14 protein-coding genes are annotated in these 16,364 nt (G+C 68.2%); 7 read left to right on the plus strand and 7 right to left on the minus strand.

All coding sequences use genetic code 11. The features are described from left to right. The first annotated feature begins 37 nt into the window (after positions 1-37). The 3 genes from AC6CH2_RS06360 (at position 38) to AC6CH2_RS06370 (ending at position 2,511) form a co-directional block, all read left to right on the plus strand. Positions 38-547: a hypothetical protein gene (locus tag AC6CH2_RS06360; protein ID WP_498268466.1), complete on the plus strand. Its 510-nt coding sequence runs from the start codon at positions 38-40 to the stop codon at positions 545-547. Between the two features lie 276 nt (positions 548-823). Continuing rightward, a complete protein-coding gene (locus AC6CH2_RS06365) occupies positions 824-1,333 on the plus strand; it encodes a hypothetical protein (RefSeq protein WP_498268467.1) in 510 nt (169 codons plus the stop codon). 158 nt (positions 1,334-1,491) lie between these two features. Then, positions 1,492-2,511: a M28 family peptidase gene (locus tag AC6CH2_RS06370; protein ID WP_498268468.1), complete on the plus strand. Its 1,020-nt coding sequence runs from the start codon at positions 1,492-1,494 to the stop codon at positions 2,509-2,511. A gap of 46 nt (positions 2,512-2,557) precedes the next feature. On the opposite strand, the gene curA is transcribed toward AC6CH2_RS06370, so the two are convergent. The 3 genes from curA to AC6CH2_RS06385 all read right to left on the minus strand — a co-directional run bounded on the left by curA (position 2,558) and on the right by AC6CH2_RS06385 (position 7,845). Further along, positions 2,558-3,592, minus strand: a complete 1,035-nt coding sequence (gene curA / locus AC6CH2_RS06375) for an NADPH-dependent curcumin/dihydrocurcumin reductase (RefSeq protein WP_498268469.1) — start codon at positions 3,590-3,592, stop codon at positions 2,558-2,560. Between the two features lie 155 nt (positions 3,593-3,747). Next, positions 3,748-4,359 carry a TetR/AcrR family transcriptional regulator gene (locus AC6CH2_RS06380; protein WP_498268470.1) on the minus strand — a complete coding sequence of 204 codons (612 nt, stop codon included), beginning with the start codon at positions 4,357-4,359 and terminating at the stop codon, positions 3,748-3,750. 855 nt (positions 4,360-5,214) lie between these two features. Beyond that, a complete protein-coding gene (locus AC6CH2_RS06385) occupies positions 5,215-7,845 on the minus strand; it encodes an excinuclease ABC subunit UvrA (RefSeq protein WP_498268471.1) in 2,631 nt (876 codons plus the stop codon). A gap of 542 nt (positions 7,846-8,387) precedes the next feature. Here AC6CH2_RS06385 and AC6CH2_RS06390 point away from each other — a divergent pair. Next, positions 8,388-9,146, plus strand: a complete 759-nt coding sequence (locus AC6CH2_RS06390) for a DUF3472 domain-containing protein (RefSeq protein WP_498268472.1) — start codon at positions 8,388-8,390, stop codon at positions 9,144-9,146. Positions 9,147-9,222: 76 nt separating this feature from the next. Here AC6CH2_RS06390 and AC6CH2_RS06395 read toward each other — a convergent pair whose 3' ends face one another. Then, positions 9,223-10,818: a hypothetical protein gene (locus AC6CH2_RS06395; RefSeq protein WP_498268473.1), complete on the minus strand. Its 1,596-nt coding sequence runs from the start codon at positions 10,816-10,818 to the stop codon at positions 9,223-9,225. Positions 10,819-11,439: 621 nt separating this feature from the next. Then, positions 11,440-12,399 carry an alpha/beta fold hydrolase gene (locus AC6CH2_RS06400; RefSeq protein ID WP_498268474.1) on the minus strand — a complete coding sequence of 320 codons (960 nt, stop codon included), beginning with the start codon at positions 12,397-12,399 and terminating at the stop codon, positions 11,440-11,442. Between the two features lie 109 nt (positions 12,400-12,508). Between AC6CH2_RS06400 and AC6CH2_RS06405 the strand changes: the two genes are divergently transcribed. Together AC6CH2_RS06405 and AC6CH2_RS06410 are read left to right on the plus strand one after the other, a co-directional pair. Beyond that, the gene (locus AC6CH2_RS06405) at positions 12,509-13,345 is read left to right on the plus strand and encodes a cupin domain-containing protein (protein ID WP_498268475.1); all 837 of its coding nucleotides are present in this window, start codon (positions 12,509-12,511) and stop codon (positions 13,343-13,345) included. A 98-nt stretch (positions 13,346-13,443) separates the two neighbouring features. Further along, positions 13,444-14,169: a 3-keto-disaccharide hydrolase gene (locus AC6CH2_RS06410; protein WP_498268476.1), complete on the plus strand. Its 726-nt coding sequence runs from the start codon at positions 13,444-13,446 to the stop codon at positions 14,167-14,169. Positions 14,170-14,195: 26 nt separating this feature from the next. Here the strand turns inward: AC6CH2_RS06410 and AC6CH2_RS06415 are convergent, their stop codons facing one another. Then, on the minus strand, positions 14,196-14,354 hold the full coding sequence (locus AC6CH2_RS06415; RefSeq protein ID WP_498268477.1) for a DUF1328 domain-containing protein: 159 nt from the start codon (positions 14,352-14,354) through the stop codon (positions 14,196-14,198). 513 nt (positions 14,355-14,867) lie between these two features. Here AC6CH2_RS06415 and AC6CH2_RS06420 point away from each other — a divergent pair. Then, positions 14,868-15,401: a hypothetical protein gene (locus AC6CH2_RS06420; RefSeq protein WP_498268478.1), complete on the plus strand. Its 534-nt coding sequence runs from the start codon at positions 14,868-14,870 to the stop codon at positions 15,399-15,401. Between the two features lie 12 nt (positions 15,402-15,413). Here AC6CH2_RS06420 and AC6CH2_RS06425 read toward each other — a convergent pair whose 3' ends face one another. After that, a complete protein-coding gene (locus tag AC6CH2_RS06425) occupies positions 15,414-16,310 on the minus strand; it encodes a LysR substrate-binding domain-containing protein (RefSeq protein ID WP_498268479.1) in 897 nt (298 codons plus the stop codon). Positions 16,311-16,364 lie beyond the last annotated feature (54 nt).

Raw genomic sequence — 16,364 nt, forward strand, 5'->3', positions numbered from 1 at the left:
CCAACCGAACACGCCCCAACCGAAAGGGAGACTTGCAATGATTCATGCCTATCTCGGCGCGGATGGCTCCGGCCAGAGCGCTTTCGGATCGACCCCGTCCGAGGTCAAGCTGGCCGGCGGTTTCAAGCCCTGGGGGTCGGACAGCCTCGCGATCAGCCGCGCCAACCTGAGGAGGCTGGTGAACAACGGCACTCTGGCCCTCGAGGCGGCGCGCTGGTGCAGCGACAAGAACCGCCAGGACGGCTGGTTCTTCAACTCGGACCTCGACGAACCGAGCGACTATCACGCGTCTCCCTATTTCTACCGCTTCGACATCACCGGTTTGAGCCGGCGGGCATGGACGGTGCTCGGCGATATCGGCGCGCCGGAGATGAATCTGTACCTCGACAGCGACGACCTCGATGCGGCGACCAAGATCGCGGTGATCTGGATGGCCAGTCCGAGGCAGTTGCTGGTCATGTCGCCGGTCGGCGTCGACCTGATCGACCTGCGCACCGGCAAGAACCCGGATGTATGGCAGCCCCTCAAGGACTACAACGGAAGTTGAGTCGGCGCGATGGTCGCGGCCGCGCGAGCCGCCCATCGAGGTGGAGATCGGGTCGAGGTAACTGCGTAGCGCAGCTTGATAGCGCGACGTCGCCAGCCGGCGCATGAGCGGACATGCGCCCGCGGCGCGTTGCCCGCGCCTGCCGATCGGCCTTTCACGTTCGCACCCCCGATGACGTTCGTTTCCGATGCGGGTACGGCCAGCGCCGCGCCCGTGGTCGACCGCGGCTGCGCATGCGGCGCGCGATCGCCCTCCCTCATCGAAACGGAGACTGCAATGACGACGTATGCCTATCGCGGCGAAGACGGCCCCAGCGGCGGCAAACCCGGGCGCACCCCGGGCGAGGTCAAACGATCCGGCGGCTTCAGGCCATGGAGATCGGACAATATCGAGAGCAGCCGCGCCAACCTCAGGCAGTTGGTGAACAACGGCACTCTGGCGGCGCAAGCCGAACTCTGGTGCATGGAAAAGAACCGCGAGAACGGTTGGTTCTTCAGCACCGGGCTGGACGAGGAAACCGCCTACGACACCTACCAGTTCTTCTATCGCATCAATACCGACGGCCTGGTCCAGCAGCCGTGGACGGTGCTCGGCAAGGACAACGTGGCGAAGATGAAGCTGTACCTCAACAGCAACGACCTCGGCACGGCCACCAAGATCGCGGTGATCTGGTCCGCGCGGCCCAAGGAGCTGCTGGTGATGTCGCCGGTCGGCGTGAACCTGATCGATCTGCGCATCGGGGTGAAGCCGGACGTGTGGCAGCCGCTCGCGGATTTCCCTGGCTGAGCCGACACCGCGGCCCCGGCTCCGCGCGGCCGGGGCCGCCTGCTCGGCGCACCGGCTACGCAGGCGAAGCGGCCCCGCTTCGCCATGCAAGCGCATTCGCTGGTATATCTGCGCCTCCGGCCGCGTCCTGGCCGTCCCGCAGACAAGGTCGTCGCCCCATGCTGTTGCGTCGTTTTCTCCTGCTCCTCGCGGTGCTCGCCTCGATCGCCGTCGCCACCGTCGCCGCCGTGGTGCAACCCTTCGTCAGTCCCCTGCCCTCGCCGCCCGTCGCCGTCGACGCGGCCCGGCTGAAGGCCGACGTCAGACATCTGTCGGTGGATCTGTACCCGCGCAGCTACGACCAGTTCGACAACATCGAGCGCGCCGCGCGCTTCATCCACGACGAATTCGCCCGCAGCGGCGGCCGGGTGTCCTACCAGGACGTGGCGGTGGAAGAGAGCCGCTACCGCAACGTGATCGTGCGTTTCGGCCCCGACACCGGACCGGTGCGGGTGATCGGCGCGCACTACGACTCCTTCGCCGACGTCGGCATCGACACCGACGACGCGCGCGGCTATTCGCCGCGCACCCACACCCCGGGCGCCGACGACAACGCCAGCGGCGTCGCCGGCCTGCTCGAGCTGGCGCGCCTGCTCGGCCGCAAGCCGCCCGCGCACGCGGTCGAGCTGGTCGCCTATACGCTGGAAGAACCGCCGCACTTCCGCACCGGGCACATGGGCAGCGCCTGGCATGCGCGCGCGCTCAAGGCCGGCGGCCGCGAGGTGGAATTCATGCTGTCGCTGGAAATGATCGGCCGCTTCAGCGACCGCCCCGGCAGCCAGCGCTATCCGCTGCTCGGCATGGGGCACCTGTATCCGGACCGCGGCGACTTCGTGATCCTGGTCGGCAGGCTGAGCGACTTCGGCGCCTTGCGCCGGCTCAAGGCGATCATGGCCGGCGCCAGCGACCTGCCGGTGCATTCGATCAATGCCCCGCCGCTGCTGCAGGGCATCGACTTCTCCGATCACATGAGCTATTGGCACGAGGGCTATCCGGCCTTCATGGTCAGCGACACCGCCTTCCTGCGCAGCGACACTTACCACCAGGCCAGCGACACCTACGACAAGCTCGACTACGCGCGCATGGCGAAAGTGGTGCAGGCGGTGTACGCGATCGCGCAACGGCCCGGCGCCGATTGACATCCATGCCCGGCCCGGGCCATCGCGGTCCGGGCCGGGCCTGGTTTCAGGCTGCGGCGACGCGCACCACGCGCTTGCCGAGGTTCTGCCCTTCGAGCAAGCCGATGAACGCCGTCGGCGCGTTCTCCAGGCCGTCGACCACGTCTTCGTGCAACTTCACCCGGCCCTCGGCGACCCACTGGCCCATCTCGCGACTGAAGGTCTCGAAGCGCTCGCCGTAGTGGTCGAGGATGATGAAGCCCTGCATGCGGATGCGCCTTTGCAGCACCGCGGTCATCGTCTGCGCCAGCCGGTCGGGGCCGTGTGCGTGCACGCCGCCGTTGTAGTGCGCGATCACGCCGCAGACCGGCACGCGCGCGCCGATGTTGAGCAGCGGCAGCACCGCATCGAACACCGCACCGCCGACGTTCTCGAAGTACACGTCGATCCCGTCCGGGCAGGCCGCGGCGAGCCGCTCGGCCAACTGCGGGTCGTGGCGGTCCAGACAGACGTCGAAGCCGAGTTCCTCGACCGCGTGGCGGCATTTGTCGGCGCCGCCGGCGATGCCGACCACGCGCGCGCCCTTGAGCTTGGCGATCTGCCCGACCACCGAACCGACCGCGCCGGTCGCCGCGGCCACGACCACGGTTTCGCCGGCTTGCGGCTGGCCGATGTCGAGCAGGCCGACGTATGCGGTGAAGGCCGGCATGCCGAGTCCGCCGAGGGCGAGCGACGGCTGCGCCATTTCGCCGAGCGCCTGCAGGTCCTTGCCGTCGGACAAGGCGTAGTCCTGCCAGCCGGCATTGCCGAGCACCACCTCGCCGACCCGGAACTGCGGATGGCGCGACGCGGCGACGCGGCTGACCGTGCCGCCCACCATCGGCGCACCCAGCGCCACCGGCGGCGCGTAACTGGTCCCGGCCTCGTCCATCAGGTTGCGCATGTAGGGGTCGAGCGACAGGTACAGGGTGCGCAGCAGCACCTGGCCTTCGTCGGGCACCGGCACGGCGGTCTCTTCGAGGCGGACGTCCTGCGGCGTCGGCAGGCCGCCCGGGCGGTTCACCAGAACGATGCGGCGGTTGACGGTATCGCGTTGCGGCATGAGGGCATTCCTCGAGCGGTTGAGTTGGATCGCGGCACCGGCGGTGCCGCGCCGGTGTGGAAGGCGGGCCAGACCTACAGGCAAATAGACCGGTCGTCTATAAAACAGGCAAAACAAAGGCGGGAACGCAGGCGCGTTCCCGCCCCAGGTGTCCCTCAGGCGACTTCGGCCAGGCCCAGCCGCTCTCGCGTGCCGGCCATGGCCATGTCGAGACTGCTGCGGTCGCGGGCGATCTTGGCCAGCAGGCTGGCGCCGAGCCAGTTCTGGTAGAGCGCGACCGCGGTCGCCTGCGAGTCCGATGTGTCCGCGAGGCGGGAGAGCGAGCCGTCCAGGCGCCCGGCTTCGATGCACTGGGCCAGGCGATCGACGACTCCGCGCGTGCCCCGCGCCAGCGCCGCGCGCATGCTTTCCGACAGGTCGCAGACCTCGGCGCCGAGCTTGACCACCGGGCAGCGGCTTTGGCTTTCCTCTCCGGTCTGCGAGTCGAGCCAGTCCTCGAAGAAAGCGATCACCCGCTGCGCTCCGGTGCCCGGCTGGGCCAGCAGAGCGTCCATCCGCCCCAGGTATTCGGCGAAATAGACCTCGAGCACGGCCTCGCCGAAAGCCTCCTTGGACCCGAAGTAGTGATAGAACGAGCCCTTCGGCACCTGCGCCGCGGCCAGCACCTCCGACAGCCCGACCGCGGTGAAGCCCTTGCGCAGGAACAGCGGATGGGCCACCTCGAGGATGTGCCGTCGGACGTCGATGGAGGCTGAGGCAGCGTTCATGGACGGCACGATAACTGCAATTAGACCGGTCGTCTAGTGGTTAGGCCAGCGTCTCCCCCCCATAGGAGCGACATGAGTCGCGACCACCGGACGCAGAGATGACGGGGCCATAGTCGTTCGCGGAAGCGGCGTGCCCTCAGCCAGGGTAGGAGCGGCGCAAGCCGCGACCGTCATGATTCGATCTCGCCTCGCCGTCGGGGCTCTTTGTAGGGGCCACGTGAGTCGCGACCGCGGGACGCGCCGACACTTCAATGCTTGTGTCGCCCATCGAAGCTGTGTGCTTCCGCCGGGGCAGGAGCGGCGCAAGCCGCGACCGCGCCGTTACGGTCCTGCGGCGTATGGATCCAGAAAGATTCAGATCAAGATCAAACCCAAAACTTCCGCCACTAAAGCGGCGGGTTACTTTTCTTTTGTCTAAAGCAACAAAAGAAAAGTAACCGAAGAAGTCGCTTTTCTTTGAATCAAGGGCCCGCGCGAGCGGTGCATCCGCGGGGATCTACATACGCTACCTCCCTGTCCCGATGAAAAACGGCCCGCATCCCTGCGGGCCGCCCTCCGGGTCTTCGATGGGCTTCGCGAGTGCGAGGCGGCGCACAGCCAAAGCAAAGGCGCAATCGCAAACAACTGGCTCGTGCGACGTCACCATCCCTGTAGGAGCGACGTGAGTCGCGACCGCGGAACGCGCAGAGACATCAATGCCTATGCCATCCATCGAAGTGGTGCGCTATCGCCGGGGTAGGAGCGGCGCAAACCGCGACCGCGAATCTGCGGCAGGGGGCGCGGGGCATTCGGAGTTTCGCGGTCGCGGCTCACGCCGCTCCTACACAAGCCGGGTGCGAACGCCCCGACCGTCAATCACCCCAACACCCCCCGCAAATACGGCGCAGTGCGGCTATTCTTCGCGCGCGCCACCTGCTGCGGCGTGCCGCTGGCGACGATCTGCCCACCCTGCTCGCCCGCGCCGGGTCCGATGTCGATCACCCAGTCGGCACCGGCCACGACGCGCATTTCGTGTTCGACCACCACCACCGTGTTGCCGGCCTCGACCAGGCCGTGCAATTGCGCCATCAGTTTGTCGACATCGGCCGCATGCAGGCCGGTGGTCGGCTCGTCGAGTACGTACAAGGTGTCGCCGTGCTGGCTACGCTGCAGCTCGGTCGCCAGTTTGATGCGCTGGGCTTCGCCGCCGGACAGTTCGGTCGCCGGCTGGCCCAGGCGCAGGTAGCCCAGGCCGATCTCGCTGAGCAGGCTCAGCGAGCGGCGTATCGCCGCTTCGCCGTCGAAAAATGCGAGCGCTTCGTCGACCGTCATCGCCAGCACTTCGGCGATGTTGCGGCCGTTCCATACGACTTCGAGGGTCTTGGCGTTGTAGCGACTGCCGTGGCAGGTCGGGCACGGTGCGTATACGGTCGGCATGAACAACAGTTCGACCTGGACGAAGCCTTCGCCCTCGCAGGTGTCGCAGCGGCCCTGGGCGACGTTGAAGGAGAACCGCCCGGCGTTATAGCGGCGCGTCTTCGCCATCGCGGTCGCGGCGAACAGCTTGCGCACGTGGTCGAACAGGCCGGTGTAGGTGGCCAGGTTCGAACGCGGGGTGCGGCCGATCGGCTTCTGGTCGACGTTGACCAGGCGCTTGATCGCATCGGCGCCGGCTTGCAGGCGCCCGGAGGCGCGCGCGATCGGGCCGGGCTGCGGTGCATCGCTGTCGCTCTCTTCGACCACCGGTTCGTGGCCGAGGTGTTCGCCGACCAGTTCGACGAGGGCCTGGCTGACCAGGCTCGACTTGCCCGAACCCGACACGCCGGTGACCGCAGTGAACGCACCCAGCGGAAAGCGCGCATCGAGGCCGTGCAGGTTGTTGCGATGCAGGCCGCGCAGTTCGAGCCAGCCCGAGGGTTTTCGCGGCGGGCGCGGCGCGGCGGCGACGAGATCGAACAGGTACGGCCGGGTGCGCGAGGCTTCTACCGCGCGCAATCCTTCCGGCGGGCCGCTGTAGAGGATGCGTCCGCCGTGCTGCCCGGCGCCCGGGCCGACGTCGACCAGCCAGTCGGCGCGGCGCAGGGTGTCCAGGTCGTGCTCGACCACGAACACCGTGTTGCCGGCGGCCTTGAGTTGGTCCAGCGCTCGGTGCAAAGCTTCGCTGTCGGCCGGATGCAGGCCCGCCGAAGGCTCGTCGAGCACGTAGACCACGCCGAACAGATTGGATCGGATCTGGGTGGCCAGGCGCAGGCGCTGCAGTTCGCCCGGCGACAGGCTCGGCGTCGCCCGGTCCATCGCCAGATAGCCGAGCCCGAGCGCCTGCAAGGTGCCGATGCGCTCGACCAGGTCATGGGCGATGCGCTGCGCGGCGATGCGTTTTTCCTCGGACAGGTTCGGCGTGCGCCGTACATCGGAACTGCCGGCGTGCGCCAGCCCGCCGGCGGCGATGCGCTTGGCCTCGGCGCTGCGGCCGGCGGCGCGGCTACGGGTGGCGCCGCCGGCCGGCGCCTGGAAGCGGCCTTCCGCCGCGGGCCGCAGCACCTCGGCGATCCGATCCAGAGACAGCTGCGACAGGCTGCCGATGTCCAACCCCGCGAAGCTCACCGACAGGGCTTCGCGTTTCAGACGCCGGCCGTCGCAGAGCGGGCACTGCGCGCCGATCATGTAGCGCGACACGCGCTTCTTCATCAGCGCGCTCTGGGTGGTGGCGAAGGTGTGCAGCACGTATTTGCGTGCGCCCATGTAGGTGCCCATGTAGCTGGGCTCGGTCTTGCGGCGCAGCGCGGCGCGGGTTTCGGCGACGCTGAAGCCGGCGTACACCGGCACCGAGGGCTGCTCTTCGGTGAACAGGATCCATTCGCGATCCTTCTTCGGCAGCTCGCGCCAGGGCTTGTCGATGTCGTAGCCCAGGGTGACCAGGATGTCGCGCAGGTTCTGGCCGTGCCAGGCCGGCGGCCACGACGCGATCGCGCGCTCGCGGATGCTCAGCGAGGGGTCCGGCACCATCGATTGCTCGGTCACTTCATAGACATAGCCCAAGCCGTGGCAGTTCGGGCAGGCGCCCTGCGGGGTGTTCGGCGAGAAATCCTCGGCGTACAGCATCGGCTGCTTCGCCGGATAACTGCCGGCGCGCGAATACAGCATGCGCAATAGGCTCGACAAGGTGGTCACGCTGCCGACCGTCGAGCGTACGTTCGGGCTGCCGCGTTGCTGCTGCAGGGCCACCGCCGGCGGCAGGCCTTCGATCGCGTCGACGTCGGGCACGCCGACCTGGTCGATCAGGCGCCGCGCATACGGCGACAGCGATTCCAGGTAACGCCGCTGCGCTTCGGCATACAGGGTGCCGAAGGCGAGCGAGGACTTGCCCGAACCCGACACGCCGGAAAACACCACCAGCGCATCGCGCGGGATGTCGACGTCGATGTCCTTGAGGTTGTGCTCGCGCGCGCCGCGGACACGGACGAAAGCGTCGAAGCCGGCGTCGCGGCGGAGCTGTTTCTTGGCCATAGGCACGGATTGGAGCATCGGGAACGAAGCAGGGCGGTGAAGATACCCGCTCGGGCCCGGACTGGGGAGCGCGCGGCTGTACCGAATCGGCCGGGCCGGCTCGCGGCAGGCCCTTGTCCGCGCGCAGCGGCTGCATCGGTGCCGACGGTGCAGTCCGCGCTGCCACAGGGCGTCGCCAGGTACCGGTCGGCGGCTGTCGCCACGCCGGCCGAGGCATGGCGATGCCGATTCGGCGGCCATCGCCACTCAAGACACCGTTGTCTTTCAACGACGGGGCCGCCTGCCGGCACAACGCCGCGCCAACAGGACGACGACGCCGAGATCCGCCGTCGTCGCGCTCGGTTCGCGATGCGCTCGTCATCGCTTGCGGCGCGGATCGCGAAGCAATCGTCGATAGCGTGATCGGCGACCGTCGCAGTCGCCGATGACAACGATATCGGATGTTTCGCTTCGCCGCGTCCGGGACTAGGTTCGCGCTGCACCCGACAGGCCGTGCGCCGGTCCGCAATCGCGGATCGGCCCCATCCGCAAGAGGAACCGCAATGAAGAAGCTAGCTCTGACCGGGCTGATCGCCGCAGGCATGTTGATCGGGCCGACCGCGCAAGCCGTGGTCGTGGGTGGGATCGTCAGCACCGACGCGCACTGGCCGGCGACCACCGCCGGCTACCACCAGTTGACCTTCTACGATCAGGTCAACCACGACGGCGGTTCGCGTTCGAACTATTACTGGGCCAACCAGTTCTGGTTCCACGGCGGCGACGGCGGCTACATCGGCCTGCAGAACCGCAGCGGCCAACGCTGGCTCAACTTCTCGATCTGGCTGGCGAGCGGTTGGGACGCCTCGAGCCGCGCCAGCTGCGGCCACTTCTCCCACGAAGGCAGCGGCGTGCAGTGCCAGATCAAGTGGAACTGGAAACCCGGCCACAAGTACAAGGTCGACGTGATCCGCGCCTCGACCAAAGTCACCGGCGTGGTCACCGACCTGATGACCGGCGAGAGCATCACCGTCGCCACCATCCATATCCCCGCCACCTGGAGCGGCTTCAAGAGCCAGACCGTCAGTTTCGTCGAGGAATACAGCCAGGGCGCGAACCAGTTGCCCTCGTGCAACGTGATCGGCGCGCAATCCTCGGTGTTCTATCTGCCGGTGGCCAACGGCAACCTGCCGGCGACCAGCCAGACCACCAGGACTTACGGCAACTGCAACGACAAGAACATCGCCCACGCCGCCTGCGACGCGACCGGCAAGTGCATGAACATCGTCAGCAATCTCGACGGATATGCCTCGCCGAGCGAGTGATCTCGCATCATTGCCGTCCAAAGCAAAGGCCCGCATGGCGGGCCTTTGCTGTTATCGCAGCGAGCGGACCTACGGATCACGGGCAGCTATAGCTATCGCTGGCCTGGGCGCGGTAGGCGGTCCACATCGCGTCGGCGAAGGCGCTGCCGTAATAGCCGGCGTCGCGGGCGGCGCCGTGCAGGGCCGGCCAGCGACCGATGCCGTCGCTCGGGTCGGTGTCGAGCGCACCGCTGCCGCGCGGCCGGTAGGGGTCGGGCTGGGTCCAGGCGCCGTGCGCGACCCAGCGGTCGGCGTAGCGCAGGATGCGGTCGTCGGTCCAGATGCAGCGCAGCGACGGCATCAACCGCAACGCCAACGCGGCCGCCTTGAAGCCCTTGGCCGTGCAGCACATCTGATAGTAGGCGCCGGGTTCCTGGCCACCGTCGATGTAGCCGTAAGGGTCGCGGCAATCGCGCGAGTTGCCGCCGGTGATCTGGTTGTCCCAGTAATCCTCGGCCGAGCACAAGCCGCCGAACAGCACCTGCCCGGAGCCGGCACCGACATACAGCTGGCCGTCTTCCTGGAAGGTGCCTTGCTGGAAGTCGCGCACGCGCGCCGCCATCGCCGGGTCGTCGAGCAGCAGCGCCGACAGCGCCAACACCAATTTGCGGCCGTGGCGGTGGCCGCCGTCGGCATTGAAATGCAGCCCGCCCTGCATCGCGGCATCGAGGTCGATGCCGTACTGCACCATCACAATCGCCAGCCTGCGGCGTTCGGCCGCATCGCCGTCGACCATCAGGCGCAGCGAGGCCTCGGCGAAGTTGATCGCGATCGAGGCGCCGTAGTCCGGCATGTTCTTGAGCGGATGGATCTCGTCGGCGCTCCAGTGCAGCTGATGATCCAACTGCACGCGCTGGTATTTCGCCGCCAGCGCGCTCAGGGCCGGCGCCGACGCCAGCGGCGCGAGCGAGGGCAGGCGGTCCAGGCGCAAGCGGTTGGTCGAGTACAGCGGCTTGTTGCGGCCGAAGTACGGCGGACGGAACGAAGTGCTGCCGCCATCGGCCGGAGGCGCGGCCAACACCGTCAGCACTACCGCGGTATCGAGCGCGGTCTTGTTGAAGGTGGCGAGCGATTTCGCCTTGACGATGGATTGGTTCGGCGAGGCCGAGTACGGCAACACCGGCACGAGGGTGCGGAGGTAGTTGCTGGCGCGCGAGTCGAAGCCCTGGCGCTCGACCTGGGTCGGGTTGACCTCGAAGCCGTTGCGGCCGCCCGAGAAGGCCGGCGAGATCGACAGCACCTTGACCTTGCCGAGGCTGTCGGCGGTCGGCGCGACCCAGTAGTCGCCGTTGGCGAACTGACCGCAGGGATAGGCGCGGTCCAGCACGAAGGTGACTTCGTACTGCTGCACCTGCGTGCACGACGCGACCAGCGCGCCGGTCGCCGTCGCTGCGACCGTCGAACCCGGACCGACGCTTGCGGCGGCCTGCGGCGACGCGAGCGGCGCTGAACCGACCGCCAGTGCGGCGGCGGGCGCAACACTTTCCACTGGGACCGCGGCCTCGGGCGCGGCGGCCTGTTGCTGCGGACAACCGGCCAGGGCGAGCGAGCCGCCGGCCAATAAGACGGCGCGCGTCAGCAGCAGCCGCAGACTCGGCTGGCCGCTGCGCGGGGCGATGGATGCTTGTTTCATGTTCTCTCCCTGGTGCGGTAATCGCGGCATCAGGGTGCCGCCGTCCACGGCGTGCGCCCAATGGAAAAATCCGGAAACGCGCCGGGCATCCTCCAGTTTCGAAAAATTCCCGGACGCGGATTTCCGGCTTGGCGAGTCGCGTCACGGTTTCGGCCGACGAAGCGGCTCCGAGGCCGGCGATGCACCGAGCCGCGAAGCGGCAACGCACGAGCGATGCGGCAGCGCCCGGCGACCGCGATCGACGACGACTCGCTACGACGACGTACCGGGCGGCGGCCCTCGCGCAACGCAGCACCATGCACAAGGCGACGCGTCGCCATGCGCCGCCGGCGGCTGCCGCTGCCAAACCGAGAAAGGCGGCCGGTCCACCTCGGCACTCGTTCCGCGTCTCTTTGCCAACGAGAAGTTCCCCGAATTTTTCTGCGATTCGTCAGCGAACAGAACCGACAAAAAACACAGATCGGCCATGGTCGCGGCGCGTGTTCCGCCTACGGACGCCAGCCGCTTGCGGACCGCCTTCCCCGCTGCGGTTTCGCTTCCGCGAAACACACAAGGCCCCGGGTTCGACCCGGGGCCTTGTGCTGCTGCCGCTCGCCGACGACTATCGGCGAGCGCCGTCGATCACTTGCCGACGAACTCCAGCAGGTCGCGGTCGAGCCGGTCCTTGTGCGAATCCGGCAGACCGTGCGGCGCCCCCGGGTAGACGATCAATTTGGCGTTCTTGATCAGCCGCGCCGCGGCGTGCGCCGGGGCGTCGATCGGCACGATCTGGTCGTCGTCGCCGTGGATCACCAGCACCGGCACGTCGATGCGCTTGAGGTCTTCGGTGAAGTCGGTCGCCGAGAACGCGGCGATCGAGTCGTAGGTGTTCTTGTGGCCGGCCTGCATGCCCTGCGAGCGGAACGATTCGATCAGGCCGGGCGAGGGCTTGGCGCCGGGGCGGTTGTAGCCGTAGAACGGGCCCGAAGCGATGTCGAGGTACAGCTGCGCGCGGTTCTCGCGCGAGGCCTTGCGCAGGCCGTCGAACACTTCGATCGGCAGGCCGCCCGGGTTGGCCGCGGTTTTCAGCATCAGCGGCGGCACCGCGCTGACCAATACCGCCTTGCGCACCCGCTCGCTGCCGTAGCGGCCGAGGTAGCGGGCGACTTCGCCGCCGCCGGTGGAGAAGCCGACCAGCACCGCATCGCGGACGTCGAGGGTGTCGAGCACCGCCTTGAGGTCGGCGGCGTAATGGTCCATGTCGTTGCCGTCCCAGGGCTGGCTGGAGCGGCCGTGGCCGCGGCGGTCGTGGGCGATCACCCGGTAGCCGTGCTCGGCCAGGAACAGCATCTGCGATTCCCAACTGTCCGAGCTCAGCGGCCAGCCGTGGCTGAAGGCGACCACCTTGCCGTCCTTCGGGCCCCAATCCTTGTAGTAGAGCTGGACGCCGTCCTGGGTGACGATGACGTTGGACGACTGGCGCAGCGCGGCAGCCGATTGGGTCGATGCGGCGGCGGCGACGGCGGGGCCGGCGGCCTGGGCCGAGGCGGCGATGCCGAAGCTGAGCAGGGACAGGGCGAACGAACGTTGCAGGGTGGTCATGGCGGTCTCCGGTTGAGTGGCGGGCGTCTGGCCCGTGGGAGATACTTTGCCGGCCCAGGCGGGACCCCACGTAACGTATAGTCCGCAAAACTTTACCGATCGTATTTTCATGACCGACCGCCTCGAGGCCCTGCTCGAACGCTTCTCCGCCACCGCCCGGCTGTTCCAGGCCGGCGCCCTGTGCGGCATCAACGACCTCACCCCCGAGCACGGCGCCGGCCAGTTGCACTTGGTGCGCAGCGGCCCCATCGAAGTCGTCCACGAGGGCGAGCCCGGGCTGCGTATCGAACGACCGAGCCTGCTGCTCTACCCTCGCCCGCTGGCGCATCGCTTCATCACCGATGCCGAGCGCGGCGCCGACCTGGCCTGCGCCAACCTGCAGTTCGAAGGCGGCGCGGCCAATCCGATCGCCACCGCCCTGCCGGCCTTCGTCTGCATCGGGCTCGACGAACTCGACGGCAGCGAGACGGTGCTGGCCCTGTTGTTCGAGGAGGCCTTCGAACGCCGTTGCGGCCGCCTGGCCTTGGTCAACCGCTTGTTCGAAGTCGTGCTGATCCAGGTGCTGCGTCATCTGATGGAGAGCGGCCGCACCCGCGTCGGCATGTTGGCCGGGCTGTCGCATCCGCAACTGCGGCACGCCGTGGTCGCGATTCATGAGGCGCCCGAGCACGACTGGACTCTCGACAGCCTGGCCGCGCGCGCCGGCATGTCGCGCAGCGTGTTCGCCAACGCCTTCCGCGACAGCGTCGGCTGCACGCCCGGCACCTATCTGCAGCAATGGCGGGTCGGCCTGGCCCAGCAGGCCCTGCTCGGCGGCCGCGCGTTGAAGACCATCGCGATGGACGTCGGCTACGGCAGCGAAGCCGCGCTCTCGCGCGCGTTCAAGGCCTCGACCGGGCTGTCGCCGCGCGCATGGAAGACGAGCATGTCCAACCTCGAAACCTGAGCCCGGATCACCGGTGTGGACGGCGCAGCTGCGGCGACGCCGGCGAATAAGCGACACTGCCGCGCGCCAGCGACCTGCAACGACCGGACCTGATCATCATGCCGAAACTGCCTTCCACCGCCCTCGCCCTGGTCCTCGTCCTTTGGCCGGCGCTGCCGGCGTCGGCGGCCACGCCCGAGGCAACATCAGCGACGGCTAAGACTCCGTGGAAGACCGGACACGACGCAGGCTTCGTGCGTTTGTTCGACGGCCGCAGCCTCGACGGCTGGCATCCGTACGGCCAACGCGGCCAGCCGATTCGCGGCTGGCGCGTGGTCGACGGTGCGATCGTGCGCAGCGGGCCCGGCGGCGATCTGGTCAGCGATCGCGTCTACGGCGACTTCGAGCTGCGCCTCGAGTGGAAGATCGCCCCCGGCGGCAACAGCGGCATCTTCTATCGCGCCGCGGAAACCCAGGCGCCGATCTACCGCAGCGCGATCGAATACCAGGTACTCGACGACCAGCGCCATCCGGATGCGGGCAACGGGCGCAAGCGCTGGGCCGCGGCCGCCTACGACCTGTATCCGCCGAGCGCGCTGGTCGCCAGGCCGGCCGGCGAATGGAACCAGGCCCGCATCCGCGTGCGCGGCGCGGACGTCGAGCACTGGTTGAACGGGGTCAAGGTGGTCGCCTACCGGCTCGGCTCGGCCGACTGGAAAGCGCGCCTGGCGCAAAGCAAGTTCAAGGATTGGCCCGAGTTCGCCGCTACGCGCAGCGGCGTCATCGGCCTGCAGGATCACGGCGACGAAGTCGCCTACCGCAATATCCTCATTCGTCCGCTATAAAGCTGCGCCTGCATCCGGACGGACGATCAGACCCGGCGCCCGCGGAAGAACGAAACGACCGCGAGAATGAGAAAGACGACGAACAAGATCCAGGCGATGTTGCTGGCCGCGCCGGCGATGCCGGAGAAGCCGAGCACCGCGGCAACGATGGCGATGACGAAGAAAATGACGGTATAGCGAAGCATCGCGACCTCCAGGTATCGAGTGCAAGCCAAGCCGGACCCGCGTGGACCCGACGACGTGGCTCGATGCTCGGCCGACGCGGGTCGTCGCCGAGTGACGAAAGTCCTCGCTGCGCGGACACGCTTCAGCTGGATGAGGCGGGCGTGAAGTCGAAACCGGGTTAGCGGCGGTCGACGATACGGAGCCGTCGCCTCGCGTTCGACGTCCGCGGTGACGGCGACGGTTGAGATCGCTCGTTGAGATCGAACGGTTGAGATCTCGCGGATTCCGATCGCGGTCCCAGTGTGAAAGAGAGTGAGTGGCGTCGTGCCCGCCGTGGTGGACATTCACCGTGTCGCCGGGCGGGCGCGGTCGGTTTCGACATCGCACCGGCATCGAAACCGCCGCTGCGTCCACGCTTTCGAAACTCGCTTTCGAACCTCGCTCTCGAATTCGCTTCACGAACCGACCGGTTCGCCGTCGCCCGGGTACCGTGGCATGGGGCCATGGACCTGCGCACGCCCCCAGGAGCCGCCATGAACCGCCGCAAGCCCATCATGCCCGTCCTGGCCGCATCGATCTTGGTCTCGGCGGCCGCATTCCCCGGTCCGCTGCTCGCGGAAACCGTCACCCTGACCTGCCTGGGCACCGAAACCGCGCAGTACAACCCCGGCATGACTTTCACGCCGCAGCCGGTCGCGTTCTCGGTTAACGGCCTGTTGGCGCCGTGCACCGGCGTTCCGCTCGGCGTGACCGGCGCAAGCTACGGCACCTCGGGCGTCGCCAATCTTTCCTGCGAGATTCTCTCCGGCGCCGCGCCGACGCCGCCGCTGACCCTGCAATGGAGCGACGGCACGACCAGCGTGATCCAGCCCGCCACCGTGGTGACGCAACGGCCGGTCGGCGAAGTGGTGCGGATCGAATCCGGGCAGATCGTCAGCGGCCGTTTCCTCGGCGCCGCCACGGTCCGCACGGTGACCTTGCTGCAGACCCAGTTGGACGCCTGTGCGGGCACCGGCGTCGAATCGGTCGGCGGCCCGGTGGTGTTGGCGGTGACCAAGCTGCTGTGACCACGGCCCGGTTCAACGCCGCATCGGGGCCGACAAGGCCAGCAGTTTCGCCGCCGCTTCCAACACCATGGCGCGGCTCTCGCCCGTACGCACGACCAGGTAGTGCGAGAGCGGATTGGCCAACCAGGCTTTCGACACGCGCACCAACTCTCCCGAGGCGATCGCTTCCTCGGCCAGGGGCGCGCGCAGCAACGCAACGCCGAGACCGGACTTGGCCGCGGCCAACACCAGGTCGTAGTCCTCGAAGCGCCGGTCCGCGGCCTTGCTGCGATAGACCGCGCCCTGCGCCTTCAGCCAGGCGCGCCATTGGCTGACGTCCGAATCGTGCAACAGCGGCGCGTCGGACAGGCGACTCGCGCTCGGATGGCCGCCGAGTTCGGCGGCGAGCTCCGGCGAGGCCACCGGCAGCAGGCGTTCCTTGAACAGCAGCTGTGCGGATGCGTCACGCCACGGGCCCTTGCCGTAGCGCACGGCCAGGTCGACCTCGCCGCCGGCCAAGTCGGCCAAGCGGTGCTCGACGATCAATTCGACCCGGCGCTGCGCCGGTACGTCCTGCAGCAGACGCATCCGCGGCAACAGCCACAGGCGCGCGAACGACGGCACCACGCTGAGCCGGATCACCGGCAGTTCGCGCCGCGGGCGCCAGCGGTCGGCGGAGTCGCTGATCGCGCTCAGGGCCTGCTCGACCTGAGCGATGAAGCGCTGCCCGGCCGGCGTGGGCCGCACCCCGCGCCCGTGCCGCTCGAACACCTCGGTGCCGAGCCAATGTTCGACCGCATGTACGCGCCGGCTGACCGCGCCATGGGTCAGGCCGAGCCGTTCCGCGGCCGCGGTGAACGAGCCGGTGTCGCGCGCGGCGATCACGGCATTCAGGCCGTCGAGAGGCGGCAGCGATTTCGAGCTGTGCATACGGCGCACAGCTCATCACCGATCGCGGCGCTATGTCAACGACCACCGGGTCGC

The organism is Lysobacter sp. GQ73 (assembly GCF_059758755.1).